This is a genomic window from Kitasatospora sp. NPDC023176, from assembly GCF_055560495.1.
In genome coordinates this window covers 386,755-405,019 of the sequence record NZ_JBVHIP010000001.1, presented here as the reverse complement: position 1 = coordinate 405,019, position 18,265 = coordinate 386,755, and the positions used below count along the sequence as shown (strand labels likewise).

The window sequence follows — 18,265 nt, the reverse complement described above, 5'->3', positions numbered from 1 at the left end:
CGCCGCCCGTGCTCCGGGCGGTGGCCCCATTCGACCGGAGTGGGGTGCTCGGGCGGATCCCGCCGCGGTGGGGACGTGTCTCCCTCCCGGGAGGGAGCGGGCGCGATCCCCGCGGGGGAACGGGCACGGCCGTTGAACTGGCAGGATGGGCCGGTGCCAAGAATGAGCGCGTCCCGGATCTGGGACGGAGTGACCGGACTCCTCGCCCCGCTGCTGGCCGGCGCCACCTACGCCCGGCTGCTGCACCTGCTGGTCGGGTGGATCTTCGCGGGCGTTGTTCTGATGATCTATCCGGGGACGTACCACAAGACCCTCGGCGAGATCCTGGTGCCGAGCGTCTCGGTGGACGTCGCGCTGCTCGCGCTGGTCGCGCTGATCCCGGCGGCGCGGCGGGCCGAGGGGGTGCAGGCCCGGCTGCTGCTGGTGCCCGACCGGGAGGAGGACATCGGCGTCGAGCCGTCCCGCACCTGGGCCGACCGGCGGCGCACGGCCGGCTGGCTGATCGGTCGGGTGGCGCTCGGTACGGCGGTCGGCGTCGCGACGATCTTCGGCCTCGCCCCGGCCTTCGACCTGCTGACCGGTCCGCGCGCCTTCTGGTACCTCCCGCTCGCCCCCCTGATCGCGCTCGGCTACGGCTGGTTGGTGGTGGGCGCCGGGCGTCTCGAACTCTACATAGCCGTACGGCTGTTGGGACCGTCGCCGGCGGACCGGCTGGCGGAGGCCGAGCTGCGGGCCGAACGGCTGCTGGAACGCAACCGGCTGGCCCGCGAGCTGCACGACTCCATCGGCCACGCCCTGACGGTGACGGTCCTCCAGGCGGGCGCGGCGCGTGAGGTCGGGGACGCGGCCTTCGTCGCCAAGGCCCTCGAAGTCATCGAGGAGACCGGGCGGCAGGCGATGGACGACCTCGAACGCACCCTGGTCCTGCTGCGCGAGACCCCGGCGGGCGGTGGCGCGGCGGGCGGCGGGGCGGCGGGCGGCGGGGCGGCGGCGGGCGGCTCACCCGGTGGCTCGGCGGGGAGCGGGACGGCCACCGAGCAGCCCGGCATCGACCAGCTGCCCGCGCTGTTCGACACCGTCCGCGCGGCCGGCAGCCCGGTCGACGCGCGGATCGAGGTGCCCGCCGGGGTGCTGCCGGGGGTGCTCTCTCGCGAGTCCTACCGGATCGTCCAGGAGGGCGTGACCAATGCGCTCAAGTACGCGCCCGGTGAGTCGGTCGGCGTCCGGATCGCCGTCCGGGACGGGCAGTTGGAGCTGCGCTGCGCCAACCGGCTGGTGACGGCGCCCGGCCGGGGCGCACCGGGCCGGGCCGGCTCGCGCAAGGGCGGCAAGGGGCTGCGCGGCATCCGCGAGCGCGCCGCGCTGCTCGGCGGCGAGGCCGTCGTCGGGGCGGCCGCCGACGGGAGCGCGCTGTGGGTGCTCGACGTCCGGCTGCCCCTACGCTTGGGCTCGTGACGAATGATCTCGCGGGTGGTGGGGGCCGGGTGGGCCCTGCGGGTGTTGCGGGCGACGCCCGGACGGGAGGCGACCGGACGGGAGGCGGTACCGGCATGACCGACATCCTGCTCGCCGACGACGAGGAACTGGTCCGGGCCGGACTGCGCGCCGTGCTGGAGGCCCAGGGCGACCTGCGGGTGGTCGGCGAGGCGGCCGACGGCGCGGAGGCGGTGACGCTGGCCCGTACGCTGCGCCCGCACGTGGTGCTGATGGACGTCCGGATGCCCGTCCTGGACGGCCTGGCGGCCACCCGCGAACTGCTGCGTCCCGGCGCGCCGGGGGAGCGGCCGCCGCGGATCCTGGTCGTCACCACCTTCGAGAACGACGACTACGTCTACCAGGCCCTGCGCGCGGGCGCCGACGGCTTCCTGCTCAAGCGCTCCCGCCCGGCCGAGATCGCCCACGCGGTGCGGCTGGCGGCGGCCGGTGAGTCGCTGCTGTTCCCGGCCGCGATCCGCCGGCTGGCCGCCGGGCACGGCAACCCCGCCGCCCGCGCCACGATGGAACGGGCGGCGCTGACCGGGCGCGAGGCCGAAGTGCTGCGGCTGATGGCGCGCGGGCTCAGCAACGGGGAGATCGCCGGGCGGCTGGTCCTCGGGGTGCAGACGGTGAAGACCCACGTCAGCAGTGTGCTGGCGAAGCTCGGCGCGCGGGACCGGACCCAGGCGGTGATCGCCGCGTACGAGTCGGGGTTCGTCGAGCCGGCGGAGTAACGGAGTAGCGGCGTAGCGGCGTCGTCCGGTGGGTGTGTGGGTGTGTGGGTGCGTGGTTGAGCGGGTCCGTGGCTGTGCGGGTGTGCGGGTCGGTGGGTGCGCGGTCAGGCCGGGTAGGCGTGGGTCTGGGTGGCCTTGACCGAGGCCCAGACCCTCGCCCCCGGTGCCAGCCGCAGTTCGGCGACGGCGGCCGGGGTGAGGTCGGCGGCCATCGGCAATGCGCCGGAGAGTTCGGCGCGCACCTGGTCGCCGTGCAGGTCCAGGCCGGTGATCTCGGCCTCCCACAGGTTGCGGGCGCTGGACTGCGGGCGTTCCCGGTAGAGGGTGACGGCGGAGGGCGGGAAGGCCACGAACGCCGGCCCGGAGAGGTCCTCGGCGGTGGTCAGGACGGTGCCGTCCGGGAGGGTGACCCGGGCGCCCTCGGCCCGTCCCTGGTACAGGTTCAGGCCGACCAGCCGGGCGATGTAGTCGGTGCGCGGCCGGCGGGCGACCTCCGCCGGGCTGCCGGACTGCACCTCCTGGCCGTCCTCGATCACCACCAGCCGGTCGGCCAGCACCATGGCGTCCAGCGGGTCGTGCGTCACCAGCACCGCCACGGCCTCGAACTCGGCCAGATGGCGCCGCAGTTGGGACCGTACGTCGAGGCGGGTGCGGGCGTCCAGGGCGGCCAGCGGCTCGTCCAGCAGCAGCAGCCGGGGCTGGACGGCCAGCGCCCGGGCGAGTGCCACCCGCTGGGCCTGGCCGCCGGAGAGCCGGCCGGGGCGCACCGAGGCGTGCTCGGCCAGGCCCATCCGCTCCAGCCAGGCCGCCGCCTCGGCCCTGGCCTCGCGCCTGGGCCGCCCCTGGCAGCGCGGACCAAAGGCGACGTTGTCGAGCGCGCTGAGGTGCGGGAACAGCAGGTAGTCCTGGAACACCACGCCGACCGGCCGAAGTTCGGCGGGGGTGTGCAGGCGCCGGGCCGGGTCCTCCAACACGTGGCCGTCCAGGCGCAGGTGCCCGCCGCTGAGCGGGAGCAGCCCGGCGAGGGCGCGCAGCGCGGTGGACTTGCCGGCGCCGTTCGGGCCGAGCAGCGCGATCACCTCGCCGGGGGCTGCGGTGAGTGCGAGGTCGAGGGCGAACGCGGCGCGGTCGACCCGGAGGCGGGCGTCGAGGGCGGGGTTCGCGGCGGCGGTCGCCGTCGGGGGGTTCATCGGTTCGGCATCCTGTCGGAGTCCTGGGGCACGGCGTCGGGATCGGGCACGGCGCCGGGATCGGAGACGGCGTCGGGCACGGTACCGGGTACGGCGTCCGGGCCTGGGGTCACGGGGCCGACATCCAGCGGTCGCGCAGGCCGACGAGGACGGCGACGGAGACCACCAGCAGTACCAGCGACAGTGCGATCGCGGCCTCCGGATCGGACTCCATGGCCAGGTAGACGGCCAGCGGCATGGTCTGGGTGCGGCCCGGGAAGTTCCCGGCGAAGGTGATCGTCGCGCCGAACTCGCCGAGCGCCCGGGCCCAGGCGAGCACGGCCCCGGCGGCGATCCCCGGGGCGATCATCGGCAGGGTGACCCGGCGGAAGGCCGTCAGCCGGGAGGCGCCCAGGGTCGCGGCCGCCTCCTCGTAGCGGGGGTCGGCAGCCCGCAGCGCGCCCTCGACGCTGATCACCAGGAAGGGCATCGCCACGAAGGCCTCGGCGATCACCACCCCGGTGGTGGTGAAGGGCAGGGTGATGCCGAAGGCCGAGTCCAGCCAGGAGCCGACGATCCCGCGCCGCCCGAGCACCAGCAGCAGCGCCACCCCGCCCACCACCGGCGGCAGCACCAGCGGCAGGGTGACCAGCGCCCGGATCACCCGCCGGCCGGGCAGCTCGGTGCGGGCGAGCAGCCAGGCCAGCGGGACGCCGAGGACCAGCGAGACCGCGGTGGCGGCCGTCGCGCAGATCAGCGACAGCCGCAGGGCGTCCCAGACGGCGGTGCTGGTCAGCTGCTCGGACAGGCCGCTCCACGGCGCCCGCACCAGCAGTCCGACCAGCGGGAGGATCAGGAACGCCAGGCCGAGCAGCGCCGGGAGCAGCAGCGTGACCGGGACGCGCTGCGCCCCCGGGCGGCGGCGCGCGCCCCGGCGGCGCGGCAGGGCCTGCGCGGGTCCTGCTGGTGCCGGGGCGGGGTGGTCCGGGCCGGATCCGGTGCCGCGGTCGCGGTGGTCCGGCCGGCCGCTGTCGGTGGTGCAGTCCTTCACGGCGCCTGGAAGCCCGCCGCGGTCAGCACCTGCTTGGCCTCGGGGGACTGGACGTAGGCGACGAAGGCGGCCGCGCCGTCCTTGTTCGGGGCCTTGGCGAGCGCCGCGATCGGGTAGTCGTTCACGGCCTTGTCGGCCTCGGGGAAGTCCACGCCGTCGATCTTCGCAGCATCGGACCGCACATCGGTCTTGTACACCAGCGAGGCGTCGACCTCGCCGAGTTCGACCTTGGTGAGCGCGCCCTTGACGTCCTGCTCCAGGGTGACCGGGGTGAGGTCGACCCCGGCGGCCTTCAGCGCGGTGAGGGCGGCGGCGCCGCAGGGCACCTCCTTCGCGCACAGAGCGACCTTCACGCCGGAGCCGGTGAGGTCCTTCAGGCCCGCGACGTGCTTGGGGTTGCCCTTGGGCACGGCGATGGCGAGGGTGTTCCTGACGAAGGTCTTCGGCTGGCCGCTCGCGCCGCCCGCGTCGGTGACCGTCTTCATGGTGGCCGGGCTGGCCGCGGCGAAGACGTCCGCCGGGGCACCGGAGTTGATGCTGGTGGCGAGGGCGGAGCTGCCGCCGAAGTTGAACTTCACCTTGGCGCCCGGGTTGGCGGCCTCGAACTTCTTGCCGAGCTCGGTGAAGGTCTCCTTGAGCGAGGCGGCCGCGAACACGGTGATGTCGCCCTTCGCCTTCGGGACGCCGGCGCCGGTGCCGTCAGTGCCGGTGGTGCCGTCGGTGCTCGCGGTGGTGGCCGCTGCGGAGGCGGAGCCGGAGGACTTGCCGCCGTCGCTGCCGCAGGCGGTGGCCCCGAGGCTGAGCACGAGGGCCGCGGCGACGGCGACGGCGAGTCTGCGGGTGGCGGTGGTGCGGGTGCTCATCGGTGGCTTCCCCTCCCGGGTTCGCGCCGGAAGGGGCGCGGAGGTGTGGCCGCAGGTGCGGCCATTACGGCGATCATAGTGCCGCAGATGCGAGCGATAAATCCTCTGTCGCATCGCACAGCCGGGGTGGGGCAGGGGGCTCGGGGCCGCTGTGCGAAGGCTCAAACGTGCACGGACGGTCGGGGGCGGTGGTGGGGGGCGCGGGGAGCGTGGGCCCGGGGTCGGCCCCCGGGGGGGCCGGGGGGCGGCCCGGAGTCGGGGTGGAGGCGGGTTGAGGTGGGGCGGGGACGGGGTCGCGGACAGGCCGGGGCCGGGGACAGGGCCGGGGACGGGGCTCCGGGAAAACCCGTCGCGTCCGGGCCGGGGGAGCGGTCAGAGTGGGCGCAGCCCGTAGGCGCGGCCGACCGTCGGCCGCCCGGGCCCGACGGTCGATCCATGCGGATCCACGAGGAGGAGTCCGTCCATGTCCACGTTGCGCGTCACGGCTGAGCGGCTGGTCATCCTGGAGCACCCGAACGCTGACGCCCTGGAGCTGGCGCAGGTCGGCCTCTATCGGGCGGTGGTCGCGAAGGGCGCGTACCGGACCGGCGACCACGCCGTCTACATCCCCGAACAGGCCGTCCTGCCCGATGAGTTGGTCGAGGAGCTGGGCCTGACCGGCAAGCTGGCCGGCAGCGCGGCGAACCGGGTGAAGGCGGTACGGCTGCGCGGCGAGCTGTCGCAGGGCATCGTCTGCCGGCCCGGGGTGCTGGCCGACACCGACCTGGCCGGGGCCGCCGAGCGGGGCGAGGACTTCGCCGAACTGCTCGGGATCGTCAAGTGGCGGCCCCCGGTGCCGACTTCGATGAACGGTGACGTGGTCAGCGCGCCGGACCTGCTGCCCTGGGTGGACATCGAGAACCTCAAGCGCCACCCCGACGTCTTCGCGCCCGGCGAGCCCGTGGTGCTGACCGAGAAGCTGCACGGCAGTTGCTGCCTGGTCACGTACACCGCCGCCACCGGCGAGGTGCAGGTCTCCTCCAAGGGGATCGGCGCCCAGGGGCTGGCGCTGGCCGAGGACGAGCGCAACCTGTACTGGCGCGCGGTGCGCGCGTACGACATCCCGGCGGTGGCGGCCCGGCTGGCCGAACGGCTGGGCGCGGAACGGGTCGGGGTCTTCGGCGAGGTGTTCGGTGAGGGCGTGCAGGACCTGACGTACGGGGCCACCGCGCGCACCGAGCGCCCCGGGTACGCCGCGTTCGACGTGTCGGCCGTGGTCGACGGGCAGCTGACCTGGCTGTCGGCTGCCGAACTGCTGGATGGTGAACTGCCGTTGGTGCCCGAACTGTGGCGCGGGCCGTTCGACACCGCGACGGTGCTGACCTACGCGCAGGGCCGGGAGACTTACTCCGGGCGCGAACTCCACCTGCGCGAGGGGGTGGTGGTCCGGCCGGTGGTCGAGCGCTGGAGCCCGCTGCTCGGCGGGCGGGCGATCGCCAAGGTGGTCAGCGACGCGTACCTGACCCGCAAGGGCGGCACCGAGTACGAGTAAGCCGCCCGTCGCCCTTTCTTAGGGCCCCTCCCGCACCTTCCTCGGCTGAATACCCGTCAGTAAGGTTGAAGGGTCGCCAAGCACGGCCGGCGTCCAGGATGTCCAGAAGGAGTGCCGATGGCCACCACAGCCGCGATACCCGGACCGGCCGGGAACCCCCTGGTCGGTTCGTTCTTCGACCTCACCCGCCGACCGCTGCGGACCTACCTCCAGGCCCGGCGCGACCACGGGGACGTGGTCCGCATCGTCGCCGGGCCGCCCGGGCTGCGCGTCGAGTTCTACGGGGTGTTCTCGCCCTCGGGCGTCCACCAGGTGCTCGGCAGCGAGGCGGCGAACTTCCGCAAGGAGAACAACTTCTACGACGAACTGCGGACCAGTGTCGGCAACGGGCTGTTGACCAGTCAGGACGAGGTCTACCAGCGCCAGCGGCGGCTGATCCAGCCGCTGTTCACCCGGCGCCGGGTGGACGGCTACGCCGACGCGCTCGCCCAGGAGGCGCAGGCGCTCACCGAGCGTTGGCGGGGGGTGCCGGGCGGGGTGGTGGACGCGGCGGAGGAGATGTCGCGGTTCGCGCTGCGCGCCGTCGCCCGGATCCTCTTCGGCGCCGACGTCGAGGAGGCGGTGGAGGTGGTGAACCACAACTTCCCGGTGCTCGGCGAGTACGTCAAGGAACGCGGCTTCGCGCCAGTCCGCCTCCCGCGCACCTGGCCGACGCCGGGCAACCGGCGCGGCCTCGCGGCGCGGCGGGCGCTGTACGAGGTCTGCGACCGGATCATCGCCGAGCGGGCCGCGCGCGGGGACGGCGACGACGGGGCGGACGACCTGCTCACCCTGCTCGGGAAGGCGCGCGGCGTGGACGGCGAGCGGCTGGATCCGGTCGAACTCCGGGACCAGGTCCTGGTGTTCCTGCTCGCCGGGCACGAGACCACGGCCACCTCGCTGGCCTTCGCGCTGCATCTGCTGGCCAAGCACCCGGAGCAGCGCACGCTTGCCCAGGAGGAGGCGCGCACGGTCCTGGCCGGGCGGGCGCCGACGGCGGCGGACCTGGAACGGCTGCCGTACCTCACCCGGGTGATCAAGGAGGCGATGCGGCTCTTCCCGGCGGCGGCGCTGACCGGGCGGCGGGCGGTCGAGGAGACGGTCATCGACGGGTACGTCATCCCGGCGGGGGCACAGGTCATCGTCGCGCCGCTGGTCACCCACCGGCACCCGGACCACTGGGTGGAGCCGGAGCGCTTCGACCCGGACCGGTTCCTGCCGGAGGAGGAGAAGGCGCGGCACCGGTACGCCTGGTTCCCGTTCGGCGGCGGACCGCGGGCCTGCATCGGGCAGCACTTCTCGATGCTGGAGTCGGTGCTGACCCTCGGGGTGCTGCTGCGGGACTTCGAGGTGGAGGTGGTGGATCGGCGGGTGGCGCTCGCGCAGGCGATCACGCTTCGGGCGGCGACTGCGATGCGGGTGCGGGTGACGCCCGTCGGGTGACGGGCGGGGCCCATCGCCCATCGGGCGGCAGCTGGCAGCTGGCGGCTGACGAGGTTCGGCTTTCGGCGTTCAACTTTCAGCGGACAGATGACAGATTTCGAAATCTGTTATCTGTCCGCTGTTTGTTGTTCGCTGTTTGTGTCTGCTGTTCGGCGTCCGTCGTTCGGCGGGCACGGTCCGCCGACGGCCGGGCCGCTGGGCACAGGACCGGGTCATTCGAACACACCGCCCCCGGCGCGCGGGCAGCTTTTCGGATCTTCGCCTGGCCGATTCCAGCCACTCGATAGCGTCCCACGCACCCCAGGTCGAAAGCGCACATGCGACAGGCATATGCCCGTCGGATGCAGTCCGCCCGGCCGGGGGTGCCCGGGGGCACCGTCCACCCGCCCCGGGCCCGACCGGTCGACCGGAGGTCCCATGGGCGCCCTCAACCAGTTCAGCTTCGGCTGGCTGACACCCGTCGTCTCGTACGCGATGGCCTGTGCCGGCGCCGCCCTCGGGCTCCGCTGCACCCTGCGCGGTCTGGCCGCCACCGGCACCGCCCGCCGGAACTGGCTGCTCACCGCCGCCGCCGCGATCGGCTCCGGCATCTGGACCATGCACTTCGTCGCCATGTTCGGCTTCGCCGTCGACGGCACCGAACTGCGCTACAACGTGCCGCTGACGGTGCTCAGTCTGCTGGTCGCGGTGCTGGTCACCGGCCTCGGCCTGACCGTGGTCTGCTACGGCCGGCACCGCGGCCTCGCCCTGCTGGGCGGCGGCTGCACCACCGGCGTCGGCGTCGCCGCGATGCACTACCTCGGCATGGCCGCCGTCCGCATGCACGGCGGGCTGCGCTACGACGGCGGGACGGTCGCGCTGTCCGTGCTGGTCGCGGTGGGCGCTGCCACCGCCGCGCTCTGGGCCGCCGTCACCATCCGCAACGTGTACGCGGCGGCGGGCGCCTCACTGGCCATGGGCCTCGCCGTCAGCTGCATGCACTACACCGGCATGGCCGCCGTCCACGTCCAGCTGGAGCCCGGCCGGACCGGCCTGGGCGGGGTCAGCCCGATGGACTTCGTCTTCCCGCTCGCGGTGGGCCTCGGCTCGTTCCTCTTCCTCGCGTCCGCCTTCGTCGCGCTCTCCCCGGCGGCCCAGGACCGGGCCGGTCGGTCGGGGGTGGCGGAGCTGGGGATCGAGGAGTTCCCCGAGCCGGCCGTCCAGCCAGGGGTCGAGCAGGTGGACCCCGGGCTCCCCGAGCGGTACGGCCACGACCGCGTGGCCTGAGCCCCGTCGAGCCCGCACCCGTCTGAGCCCCCGTTCAGCCCGAGGCCCGTTCAGCCCGAGGCCCGTCCAGTCCGAGCGCCGTCCACTCCGGGCCCCGTCCGGCCCATGACCGTCCCCCGCCCGAAAGGCCGCCCACCCATGCGAGAAGACCGCGGTACCGCCCCCGGCGCCCGCCGGGGTGCCCATGCCGGGCCGCCCGCCCGTCCGCCGCTGCCCGGCCCCTGGCTGCGCGGGCTGCGCCCCCGGACCGTCCGTGCCCGGATCATCGCCCTGCTGATGGTCCCGGTGGTCTCCGTGATCGCCCTGTGGGGATTCGCCACCGTGACCACCGCCCAGGGCGTCTGGGACCTGCTGCGCCTGCGCGACACCCAGCGCAGCCTGCTCGCCCCCGTCGCCGACACGGTCGCCGGCCTGCAGGCCGAACGCGCCGCCGCCGGACAGCTGTTGGCCGGTCCGGGGCTCGTCCCGGGGACCGTTCCCGCCGCCGGGCGGGAGAGTGCCCTGCGCGAGGCCGCCGCGGCCACCGACCGGGCGATCGCCCCGCTGTTCCCCGACCCTCGCCACCCCGGCCAGGGCTACAACCGCGCCGACGCCCAGGGGTTGGGAGCCGACGCGGCCGCCCGCCTGGACGCCCTCGGTGCCTCGCTCGCCGCCCTGCCCGAACTGCGCGGCCGGGTGCTGACCCGGAGCGTGGGCTGGCCCGAGGTGTACGCCGCCTACGGCGCCGCTGTGGACCAGGCGTTGGCGGTCTCCGGCGCCGCCGCCCCGCTCCAGGACGGCCGGGCCGGAGTCGACGCCCGGGTGCCGCCGGAGCTGGACCGCTCCCGTGAACTCCTCGCCCGGGAGGACGCGTTGCTGCGCGCCGCCCAGCTCTCCGGCGGCCTCGGCGACGACCAGCTGCGCGAGTTCGCCGGTACGGCCTTCGCCCGGCGCGAGTTCGAGCAGGGCGCGGCCGCCGACCTGCGCCCCGCCGACCGGGGCGCGCTGCTCGCCGTCACCGACGGAGCCGACCACCGGGAGCTGACCGGCTACGAGGACAAGGTCCGTACCGCCGCCGACGGCCGGGCCGCCGTCGCCGCGGTGCCGGCCGACCGGTGGGCGATGGTGGCCGGGAACGTCGCCGACGGGCTGCGCGGCGTCGAGGGCCAGGCCGGTCGCCTTGCCGCCGGGCCCCAGAACCCCTACGCCCTGGGCCTGTTCACCCCGGCCGGGATCGCCGTGCTGCTCGGGCTGCTCGGGGTGGTCGCCTCGCTGGTGATCTCGGCGCGGATCGGGCGCGCACTGGTCACCGAGCTGACCGGCCTGCGCAACTCGGCACTTGACCTGGCCGGTCGCAAACTCCCCGCCACGATCAGGAAGTTGCGCGCCGGGGAGGAGGTGGACATCGAGACCGAGGCACCCCGGCCGACGGGCCGCGACGACGAGATCGGTCAAGTCCACCGGGCGCTCGGCACCGTACAGCGGGCGGCCGTCACGGCGGCGGTGGAACGGGCCGAGGTGCTGTCCGGGGTGTCCGGGGTGTTCGTCAACCTCGCGCGCCGCAGCCAGGTCCTGGTGCACCGCCAACTCACCCTGCTGGACGCGATGGAGCGCCGCACCGAGGACCCGTCCGAGCTGGCCGACCTGTTCCGGCTGGACCACCTCACCACCCGGATGCGCCGCCACGCCGAGGGCCTGATCATCCTCTCCGGCGCCGTCCCCGGTCGGGCCTGGCGTCGGCCCGTCCCGCTGGTGGACGTGGTGCGGGCGGCCGTCTCGGAGGTCGAGGAGTACGCCCGGGTCGAGGTGCACCCGCTGCCGCGCGCCGCTGTCGTCGGCCATGCCGTCGCCGACCTCACCCACCTGGTGGCCGAACTGGTCGAGAACGCCACCGGGTTCTCCCCGCCGCACACCAGGGTGCACATCCGTGGTGAACAGGTCGGCAACGGCTACGCGGTGGAGATCGAGGACCGCGGCCTCGGCATGGGCCCGGCCGCCCTGGCCGCCGCCAACCGACGGATCGCCGCCGCCGAACAGGCCGACCTGTTCGACAGCGACCGGCTCGGCCTGTTCGTGGTCAGTCGGCTCGCCCGGCGGCACGGCGTCCGGGTCTCGCTGGTGACCTCCGCGTACGGCGGCACCACCGCCGTGGTCCTGCTGCCCACCGGGCTGCTGTCCGACGGACGGGAGGGGTACGGGCAGGACGCCTATGCCGTACCGGAGTTGGACGTCGTGCCGGTTCCGGACGGTACGGACCTGGCCCCCGAGCCGGATCCCGTGTGGTGGCCGCAGCCCGCGCCGGTGTCGGCGCCGGCCCCGGCCTTCCCAGGCGGTGGGGTGACGGAGATCGAGCTTCCGGCGGTGGGTGGGCCGCCGCCGGAGGGCGGGGCGCTGCTGCCCTTCGGCACCCGGGGCGACGACCCCGGGCCGGTGCGGCGCACCCCCGTCCGGGCCTCCGGTGCCCGGACGGCCGGACCGGCTGCGGACGGGGGCCGGGGTGCCGCCTCCCGTCCGCAGCCCGGTCCGCCGCAGCCGTACCGTACGGCGAGCGCGCCGCCGCCGGATGAGCGGCAAGTCCCCGACTGCCCAGATGAGTTGCCGCGCCGGGTGCGCCAGGCGAGCCTGGTGCCGCAACTGCGGGAGAGCCCGGCCGGCGCCGCCCCGCGCAGCCGCCGCGCGGCCCTCGGCGGGGAAGGCGCGGAGCCCGCGATCCGCAGTCCGGAGGCGGCGCGGGCGGCGATGTCGGCCTTCCAGAACGGCTGGGCGCGCGGCCTGCGCTCCGGTCGGTGGCCCGAGGAGCCATCGGCCGACGCCGGCCGCAGCCGGCCCCGGCCCCGGTCGCCGCACCAGCACCTGTCGGCACCCGGGCCCGACGCCCGACCCGACGTACGACCCGACGTACGAACCGAAGAGCGGCTCGAGGAACGGCTCGAAGAGCGACTCGTAGAGCGACTCGACACCCGACCCGAAGGAGACCGGCCGTGATCGGCACCACCCACCGCACGGGGGAACTGAACTGGCTCCTCGACGAGTTGGTCCAGCGCGCCCCCGAGGTCCGCTTCGCCGTGATGCTCTCCGCCGACGGCCTGGCCATGGGCAGCTCGGCCGGTCTGGCCCGCGAGGACGGCGAGCACCTGGCCGCCGTCGCCTCCGGCTTCCACAGCCTCGCCAAGGGCGCCGGACGACATTTCGGCGCGGGTGAAGTCCGGCAGACCATGGTCGAGTTGGAGGGCGGCTACCTGCTGGTGGCGGCGGCCGGGGAGGGCACCTGCCTGGCCGTGTTCGCCACTGCCAGGGCCGATCTCGGGCTGGTCGCCTACGAGATGGCGAGACTGGTCCGCCGGGTCGGCGAGCACCTGGGCGCCCCGCCCCGCGCGGTGCACGGCGGGTGAGTACGGTGACCCACCCGGACCGCCCGGACCAGGCGGAGCACGCGTTCCACCCGTACCACCAGCGACATCCGGAGCGTCCCCGGGCCGATCCCGGCCGACCGCCCCGCAACCCGCTCGCCGCCGCCCACCGGGCCCGCTGGTACGACGACGAGGCCGGGCCGCTGGTCCGCCCGTACGCCATGACCGGGGGCCGGACCGGGGCCGGTGAGCAGCAGTTCGACCTGATCGCCGTGGTCGTGTCCGACCTGCCCGACCCGGCGCTCGCCCCGGACCTGCCCGAGCCGCCGGTCGGCCCCGAGCAGGCGCGCATCCTCGGCCTGTGCCGGAGCAACCCGCTGTCGGTGGCCGAGCTCGCCGCCGACCTCGACCTGCCGGTGGGCGTCGTGCGGGTGCTGCTCGGCGATCTGCTGGCGGCCGGGCTCATCCGGGTCAGCCGCCCCGTCCCGCCCGCCCTGCTCCCCGACGAGCGCATCCTCCAGGAGGTCATCCATGGGCTCCGCGCACTCTGACCACCCGTCCGAGCGGCACCCGTCCGAGCGGCAGCCGTCCGAGCGGCATCCGTTCGACCGCCGGCCATCCGACCGTTGGCCGTCCGACACGGTGGACCCGGGGGACTCCGTGCTCGCGCTCAAGATCCTGGTCGCGGGCGGCTTCGGGGTCGGAAAGACGACGCTGGTCGGCGCGGTCAGCGAGATCCGGCCGCTGCGCACCGAGGAGCGGCTGACCGAGGCCGGGCGCGGGGTCGACGACCTGGGCGGGGTGGAGCGCAAGACCACCACGACGGTGGCGATGGACTTCGGCCGGATCACCATCCGCGAGGGGCTGGCCGTCTACCTGTTCGGCACTCCGGGGCAGGACCGGTTCTGGTTCCTCTGGGACGAGCTGGCGCAGGGAGCGCTCGGTGCGGTGGTGCTCGCCGACACCCGCCGGTTGACCGACTGCTTCCCGGCCGTCGACTTCTTCGAGCACCGGGGCATCCCCTTCGTCGTCGCGGTGAACCGCTTCGCCGGGACGCGCGAGTACGGCCCGGAGGAGGTCGCCCGCGCGCTGGACCTGGACTCCGGCACGCCGGTGGTGCTCTGCGACGCCCGGCGGCGTGCCTCCGGCAAGGAGGTGCTGATCAACCTGGTCGAACACGCGGGCCGGGTGCACGCTGCCCGACTGCTGGCGGAGGTCTCGCCGGTGACGGCCGGCGGCTGACGGATGACGGCGGGCAGATGACGGCGACCAGATGACAGAGAACAGATGACAGAAAACAGATGACAGCTGACGGAAAACAGATTTCGAAATCCGTCAGCTGTCAGCCGTCATCCGTTCCCCGCGGCCGCTACCTGCTCAGCTGTGCCACTGGAACACGACCTTCGTCCAGGTCGACCCGGGACAGTTGCCCCAGACGTCCCACGCCTCCGGCCGGGCGCCGATCCACAGGCCGACGGACGAGGTGCCGTTGGCGCAGTAGGTGATGGTGCGCAGCTGGCCGGAGTACACGTTGCAGTACCCCTCCCAGCGCCAGCCGTAGTTGGCGGTGATGACGCAGTGGTAGCCGGTGGCGTTGACGTGCGGCGAGGCCGCGGCCGCGCCGGGGGTGATGGTCTGGTCGGCGGCCGGCGCCGCGGCGGCCGGCAGGGTGGCGGTCCCGAGCACGCCCAGAGCGGCCGCGCCGGCCATTCCGAACGTCGCGATCTTCCTGGCGATACAGCCTCGCATGGTGGTTCTCCTCGCTCAGCGGTTCCGGTGGAGTGCCCCGGCCGGCGGGGTGGTGCGGAGGTGAACTCCCGCCTCCCGTCCGGTCGATGACGAATTGCACACGAATGACTGCGTAGCGTGAGAGGACGGCCTATGATGTGACCTGTGTCACAACATGTCCGGTGGGGCTGGGGTCAGCTCCAACTGGGCGGTCGGGATCCCGATTTCCGGGGAGAGCGGCATGGCGGAATGCAGCGGACGGTACGCGGGCGGGCGGCGGAAGGACTTCGGTCCGGAGCCGTCCGAAGGCCAATCCGCCGACTTCAACCGGATGTTCACCGAACTGCTGCCGAGGCTCCAGCAGGCGGCCACGATGCTCGCCGGGAGCCCGCTGGCCGCCGGTGACGTCGTCCACGACGCGTACCTGCGGATCGCCCGCCGCCCGGAGCGCTTCCTCAGCCACCCGCAGCCGTACGCCTACGTGTTCACCACGATGACGAACATCCTGCGCGACCAGTGGCGCCGGGAGCGACGCCGGGTGGCCCTGCCCGAGGTGGGGGAGCCGGCCGAGACGGCGGGGTACGGCCACTCGGCGCTCGAACCGCCGTCCGGCGGGATGGCCGAGCTGCAGGCGCGCTGGGAGGTGGTCCGGCTGCTCGGCTTCCTGACCGCCAAGCAGGCCCGGGTGGTGGTGCTGGTGGACCTCGACGGCTACTCCGTCGACGAGGCCGCCGAACTGCTCGGCCTGCACCGCAGCACGCTGGCCGTCACCCGCCGCCGCGCCCACCGCCGACTGCGCGCCGTCCTGGAGCGGGAGCGCCGGCACGACCCCTGACGACCCGGGGGCCGGAAGGCCACCGAGCCGACGTACCGAGCCGACGCACCGAGCCGACGGCAAGTCGGCTGATGCGCCACCCCGGCCCGTACGCTGCGAATCGTGATCACGTACGAGGACCACAGCGTCCGCGCCCTGGCCGAGGACGGCCGCTGGCCCGAGCTGCTCGCCGCCTACCGGCAGGGCCGGGCCGCCGCCGTCGTGCAGGGCGGGGAGCAGGCCGCGGTGGCCCTGACCGCGCCGCTCGGCCACCTGATCGCCTATGCGGCGCCGCCCGAACTGGCCGTCCGGCTGTTCGACGCGGACGGTGGCGAGGGGACGGTCGCCGGGGTGGGCGACCACGACGCCGGTCCGCTCTGGGAGGTGCTGGCGACCCGCCACTCCTGGCTGCGACTGGCCCCGCTGCTCGGTCCGGCCCGGGTGCGCCGACTGGTCGCGCACACCCGGGTGCTGCTCGGTGAGGACCTCTCCTACGGGACCGAGCCCGACCCTGAGGGCGTGCCGCTGCGCCTGGAGCCCTGGGAGAAGGCGGGCTGGGACGAGGCCTCACGGGTGCGCGAGTACCTGCCCGGCGGGGGAGCGCGCAGCGCGGTGCTGACCCTGCCGGCCAGCCGCGAGGGCCTGGGCGAGGTCGACCTGCCCCGGTCGGTGGCCCGGCCGGGCGGGCAGCGGGTCACCGGGGGGCTGGGTGAGCTGGCCGCGCTGGTGCCCTGGGCGGAGGTGGTGTGCGTGCGCGGCCCGGCCCCGCTGGCGGCCGCCGTGCTGGCCCGGGGCCGACGGGTGGTCGGCGGGTTCCTGCCGTTCGCGCTCGCCTACCCGGCGCTGGTGCAGGCCGCCGCGGTGGGCCGGACGCACGGCTGCGCACACGGGCGGCTGCGGCTCTGGCGGGCGCTGGGCGCGATGGCCGGTGCGGACGGGCCCGGCCACGCCGAGGTGGACGCGCTGGTGGCCCGGATGCGCTGCTTCACCTGGCAGGAGCCGGCCGCCGGGCTGCGCCATCTGCACCTCGCGCTGGAGGATCCGGCCAGCGGGGTGGCCTGGGCGGTCAGCGGCTCGCAGGACTTCTGAGCGGGACTTTCTGAGCGGGATCTCTGAGCGGGCTCTCTGGGCGGGACCTCTGGACGGAGTGCCGTCGTCGGGCCGGGCAACAGGGCGGCCGTCGGTGGTGGTGGAACAGGGGAACCCCCGGCCCGGCGCCGTTTCCGGGGGATGGTGTGAGGCGCCGGACCGGGGGCGTACGGGGTGGCCGCTCAGATCGTGGTGGCCCCGGCTCCGGCTCCGGCTCCAGCTCCGGCGGGCACGGTCTCCGGCGCGGGGCCCGTGGCACCCGAGGTGCCTGAGGCACCGGCGCCGCCGTGGCTGTCGACCAGCGTCAGCTCGTCGAAGGGCAGCTCGCCGCCCAGCACCCGGTGGGCGCGCTCGGCGTCCAGTTCGCCGGTCCAGTGCCCGATCAGCACGGTCGCGACGGCGTTGCCCGCGAAGTTGGTGAGCGCCCGGGCCTCCGACATGAAGCGGTCGATGCCGACGATCAGCCCGACCCCGTCCACCAGCGCCGGCTTGTGTGACTGCAGTCCGCCCGCGAGGGTGGCCAGTCCGGCGCCGGTGACCCCGGCGGCGCCCTTGCTCGCGATCACCATGAACACCAGCAGTGAGAGCTGCTCGCCGATCGACATCGGCTTGTCCATCGCCTCGGAGATGAAGATCGAGGACATGGTGAGGTAGATCGCGGTGCCGTCGAGGTTGAAGCTGTAGCCGGTCGGCACGGTGATGCCGACGACCGGGCGGCTGACGCCCAGGTGCTCCATCTTGGCGATCAGGCGGGGCAGCGCGCTCTCGGAGGAGGAGGTGGAGAGGATCAGCAGGAACTCGCGCCCGAGGTACTTGAGCAGGGCGAACACGTTGACCCCGGCGACCAGGCGGAGCAGCGCGCCGAGCACCACGACGACGAACAGCACGCAGGTCACGTAGAAGCCGATCATGATCACGGCGAGGCTCTTCAGTGCGTCGACGCCGGTCGCCCCGACCACGGCAGCCATCGCCCCGAAGGCTCCGACCGGCGCCACCCACATGATCATCGACATGATCCGGAAGACCAGCCGCTGGAGGTGTTCGATCCCGCGCAGCACCGGGGCGCCGGCCGCCCCCATCGCCTGGAGGGCGAAGCCGGCCAGCAGTGCGACCAGCAGGGTCTGCAGCACCTTGCCCTGGGTGAGGGCCGAGAACAGGGTGTCGGGGATCATCCCGAGCAGGAAGTCGCTGGTCGACTGGGCGCCGCCGGCCGCCGCCTGGGCGTGGCCGGACTTGGCGAGGGCGGCGGTCAGGTGGAGGCCGTCACCCGGTTCCAGCAGGTTGCCGACGACCATGCCGATGGCCAGGGCGACGGTCGACATGGCGAGGAAGTAGCCGATGGCGAGGCCGCCGACCTTGCCGACCTTCGCGGCCTTGGTGACCGAGCCGATGCCCAGCACGATGGTGCAGAAGATCACCGGGCTGATCATCATCTTGATCAGGTTGACGAACCCGGTGCCGACCGGCTTCAGCTCCACGGCGAAGCCGGGGGCGGCCAGCCCGACCACCACGCCCGCGACCACTGCGGCGATCACCGCGAGGTAGAGGTAGTGGGTCCGGTCCTTGCGTCTGGGTCCCCCCGCCGTGGCGGTCTCGGCGATCGACATCTGCGGCTCCTTTGCCCTGCAGTCCTGGTGGCCCCGGGTGGTGGGCCGCTCCGAACTATGGGGGCCAGGCGTGACGGAGGTCACGTTTGCGTTCATAGAGTTCACGGCGGGCGGGAACCGTCCGGC

General features: G+C 74.3%; 16 protein-coding genes. 11 read left to right on the top strand and 5 right to left on the bottom strand.

What is annotated here, in order from left to right; genetic code table 11:
• Positions 1 to 162: 162 nt before the first annotated feature.
• Together ACZ3YL_RS02110 and ACZ3YL_RS02105 are read left to right on the top strand one after the other, a co-directional pair.
• On the top strand, positions 163 to 1,455 hold the full coding sequence (locus tag ACZ3YL_RS02110) for a sensor histidine kinase (RefSeq protein ID WP_465655243.1): 1,293 nt from the start codon (positions 163 to 165) through the stop codon (positions 1,453 to 1,455).
• Between the two features lie 95 nt (positions 1,456 to 1,550).
• On the top strand, positions 1,551 to 2,210 hold the full coding sequence (locus ACZ3YL_RS02105) for a response regulator transcription factor (protein ID WP_465654753.1): 660 nt from the start codon (positions 1,551 to 1,553) through the stop codon (positions 2,208 to 2,210).
• Between the two features lie 104 nt (positions 2,211 to 2,314).
• Here the strand turns inward: ACZ3YL_RS02105 and ACZ3YL_RS02100 are convergent, their stop codons facing one another.
• The 3 genes from ACZ3YL_RS02100 to modA all read right to left on the bottom strand — a co-directional run bounded on the left by ACZ3YL_RS02100 (position 2,315) and on the right by modA (position 5,293).
• Positions 2,315 to 3,400 carry an ABC transporter ATP-binding protein gene (locus ACZ3YL_RS02100; RefSeq protein ID WP_465654751.1) on the bottom strand — a complete coding sequence of 362 codons (1,086 nt, stop codon included), beginning with the start codon at positions 3,398 to 3,400 and terminating at the stop codon, positions 2,315 to 2,317.
• Positions 3,401 to 3,509: 109 nt separating this feature from the next.
• Complete coding sequence (locus ACZ3YL_RS02095; protein WP_188309261.1) at positions 3,510 to 4,325, bottom strand: ABC transporter permease; 816 nt, start codon at positions 4,323 to 4,325, stop codon at positions 3,510 to 3,512.
• Positions 4,326 to 4,426: 101 nt separating this feature from the next.
• A complete protein-coding gene (gene modA, locus ACZ3YL_RS02090) occupies positions 4,427 to 5,293 on the bottom strand; it encodes a molybdate ABC transporter substrate-binding protein (RefSeq protein WP_465654749.1) in 867 nt (288 codons plus the stop codon).
• Between the two features lie 463 nt (positions 5,294 to 5,756).
• Here modA and ACZ3YL_RS02085 point away from each other — a divergent pair, with 463 nt between their 5' ends.
• The 7 genes from ACZ3YL_RS02085 (at position 5,757) to ACZ3YL_RS02055 (ending at position 14,143) form a co-directional block, all read left to right on the top strand.
• Positions 5,757 to 6,824, top strand: coding sequence for an RNA ligase (ATP) (locus tag ACZ3YL_RS02085; protein WP_188309248.1), 1,068 nt, complete (start codon positions 5,757 to 5,759; stop codon positions 6,822 to 6,824).
• 117 nt (positions 6,825 to 6,941) lie between these two features.
• On the top strand, positions 6,942 to 8,306 hold the full coding sequence (locus ACZ3YL_RS02080) for a cytochrome P450 (RefSeq protein ID WP_188309249.1): 1,365 nt from the start codon (positions 6,942 to 6,944) through the stop codon (positions 8,304 to 8,306).
• Between the two features lie 417 nt (positions 8,307 to 8,723).
• Positions 8,724 to 9,572, top strand: coding sequence for an MHYT domain-containing protein (locus tag ACZ3YL_RS02075; RefSeq protein WP_188309250.1), 849 nt, complete (start codon positions 8,724 to 8,726; stop codon positions 9,570 to 9,572).
• A 138-nt stretch (positions 9,573 to 9,710) separates the two neighbouring features.
• The gene (locus ACZ3YL_RS02070) at positions 9,711 to 12,536 is read left to right on the top strand and encodes a sensor histidine kinase (protein ID WP_465654746.1); all 2,826 of its coding nucleotides are present in this window, start codon (positions 9,711 to 9,713) and stop codon (positions 12,534 to 12,536) included.
• Entirely contained in the window at positions 12,533 to 12,943 is a 411-nt protein-coding gene (locus ACZ3YL_RS02065) for a roadblock/LC7 domain-containing protein (RefSeq protein WP_188309252.1), read from the top strand. Before ACZ3YL_RS02070 ends, ACZ3YL_RS02065 begins: the two co-directional genes overlap by 4 nt.
• Positions 12,944 to 13,104: 161 nt before the next feature.
• A complete protein-coding gene (locus ACZ3YL_RS02060) occupies positions 13,105 to 13,452 on the top strand; it encodes a DUF742 domain-containing protein (RefSeq protein WP_223243428.1) in 348 nt (115 codons plus the stop codon).
• Positions 13,433 to 14,143, top strand: coding sequence for a GTP-binding protein (locus ACZ3YL_RS02055; protein ID WP_465654744.1), 711 nt, complete (start codon positions 13,433 to 13,435; stop codon positions 14,141 to 14,143). Before ACZ3YL_RS02060 ends, ACZ3YL_RS02055 begins: the two co-directional genes overlap by 20 nt.
• A gap of 135 nt (positions 14,144 to 14,278) precedes the next feature.
• On the opposite strand, the gene ACZ3YL_RS02050 is transcribed toward ACZ3YL_RS02055, so the two are convergent.
• Positions 14,279 to 14,650 (bottom strand): hypothetical protein, encoded by a 372-nt coding sequence (locus tag ACZ3YL_RS02050; protein ID WP_188309254.1) that lies wholly within the window; start codon positions 14,648 to 14,650, stop codon positions 14,279 to 14,281.
• A gap of 220 nt (positions 14,651 to 14,870) precedes the next feature.
• Here ACZ3YL_RS02050 and ACZ3YL_RS02045 point away from each other — a divergent pair, with 220 nt between their 5' ends.
• Complete coding sequence (locus tag ACZ3YL_RS02045; protein WP_223243422.1) at positions 14,871 to 15,464, top strand: RNA polymerase sigma factor; 594 nt, start codon at positions 14,871 to 14,873, stop codon at positions 15,462 to 15,464.
• A 102-nt stretch (positions 15,465 to 15,566) separates the two neighbouring features.
• Positions 15,567 to 16,532, top strand: coding sequence for a hypothetical protein (locus tag ACZ3YL_RS02040; RefSeq protein ID WP_465654741.1), 966 nt, complete (start codon positions 15,567 to 15,569; stop codon positions 16,530 to 16,532).
• 182 nt (positions 16,533 to 16,714) lie between these two features.
• Here ACZ3YL_RS02040 and ACZ3YL_RS02035 read toward each other — a convergent pair whose 3' ends face one another.
• A complete protein-coding gene (locus tag ACZ3YL_RS02035) occupies positions 16,715 to 18,139 on the bottom strand; it encodes a cation:dicarboxylate symporter family transporter (protein WP_188309256.1) in 1,425 nt (474 codons plus the stop codon).
• Between the last annotated feature and the right edge of the window lie 126 nt (positions 18,140 to 18,265).

Excerpts from the sequence above, each read along its gene's own strand:
- ACZ3YL_RS02075 (WP_188309250.1), top strand. The coding sequence starts at position 8,724 with ATGGGCGCCCTCAACCAGTTCAGCTTCGGCTGGCTGACACCCGTCGTC.
- modA (WP_465654749.1), bottom strand. The coding sequence starts at position 5,293 with ATGAGCACCCGCACCACCGCCACCCGCAGACTCGCCGTCGCCGTCGCC.
- ACZ3YL_RS02045 (WP_223243422.1), top strand. The coding sequence starts at position 14,871 with ATGGCGGAATGCAGCGGACGGTACGCGGGCGGGCGGCGGAAGGACTTC.
- ACZ3YL_RS02100 (WP_465654751.1), bottom strand. The coding sequence starts at position 3,400 with ATGAACCCCCCGACGGCGACCGCCGCCGCGAACCCCGCCCTCGACGCC.
- ACZ3YL_RS02050 (WP_188309254.1), bottom strand. The coding sequence starts at position 14,650 with ATGCGAGGCTGTATCGCCAGGAAGATCGCGACGTTCGGAATGGCCGGC.
- ACZ3YL_RS02085 (WP_188309248.1), top strand. The coding sequence starts at position 5,757 with ATGTCCACGTTGCGCGTCACGGCTGAGCGGCTGGTCATCCTGGAGCAC.
- ACZ3YL_RS02055 (WP_465654744.1), top strand. The coding sequence starts at position 13,433 with ATGGGCTCCGCGCACTCTGACCACCCGTCCGAGCGGCACCCGTCCGAG.
- ACZ3YL_RS02105 (WP_465654753.1), top strand. The coding sequence starts at position 1,551 with ATGACCGACATCCTGCTCGCCGACGACGAGGAACTGGTCCGGGCCGGA.
- ACZ3YL_RS02070 (WP_465654746.1), top strand. The coding sequence starts at position 9,711 with ATGCGAGAAGACCGCGGTACCGCCCCCGGCGCCCGCCGGGGTGCCCAT.
- ACZ3YL_RS02035 (WP_188309256.1), bottom strand. The coding sequence starts at position 18,139 with ATGTCGATCGCCGAGACCGCCACGGCGGGGGGACCCAGACGCAAGGAC.
- ACZ3YL_RS02080 (WP_188309249.1), top strand. The coding sequence starts at position 6,942 with ATGGCCACCACAGCCGCGATACCCGGACCGGCCGGGAACCCCCTGGTC.
- ACZ3YL_RS02110 (WP_465655243.1), top strand. The coding sequence starts at position 163 with ATGAGCGCGTCCCGGATCTGGGACGGAGTGACCGGACTCCTCGCCCCG.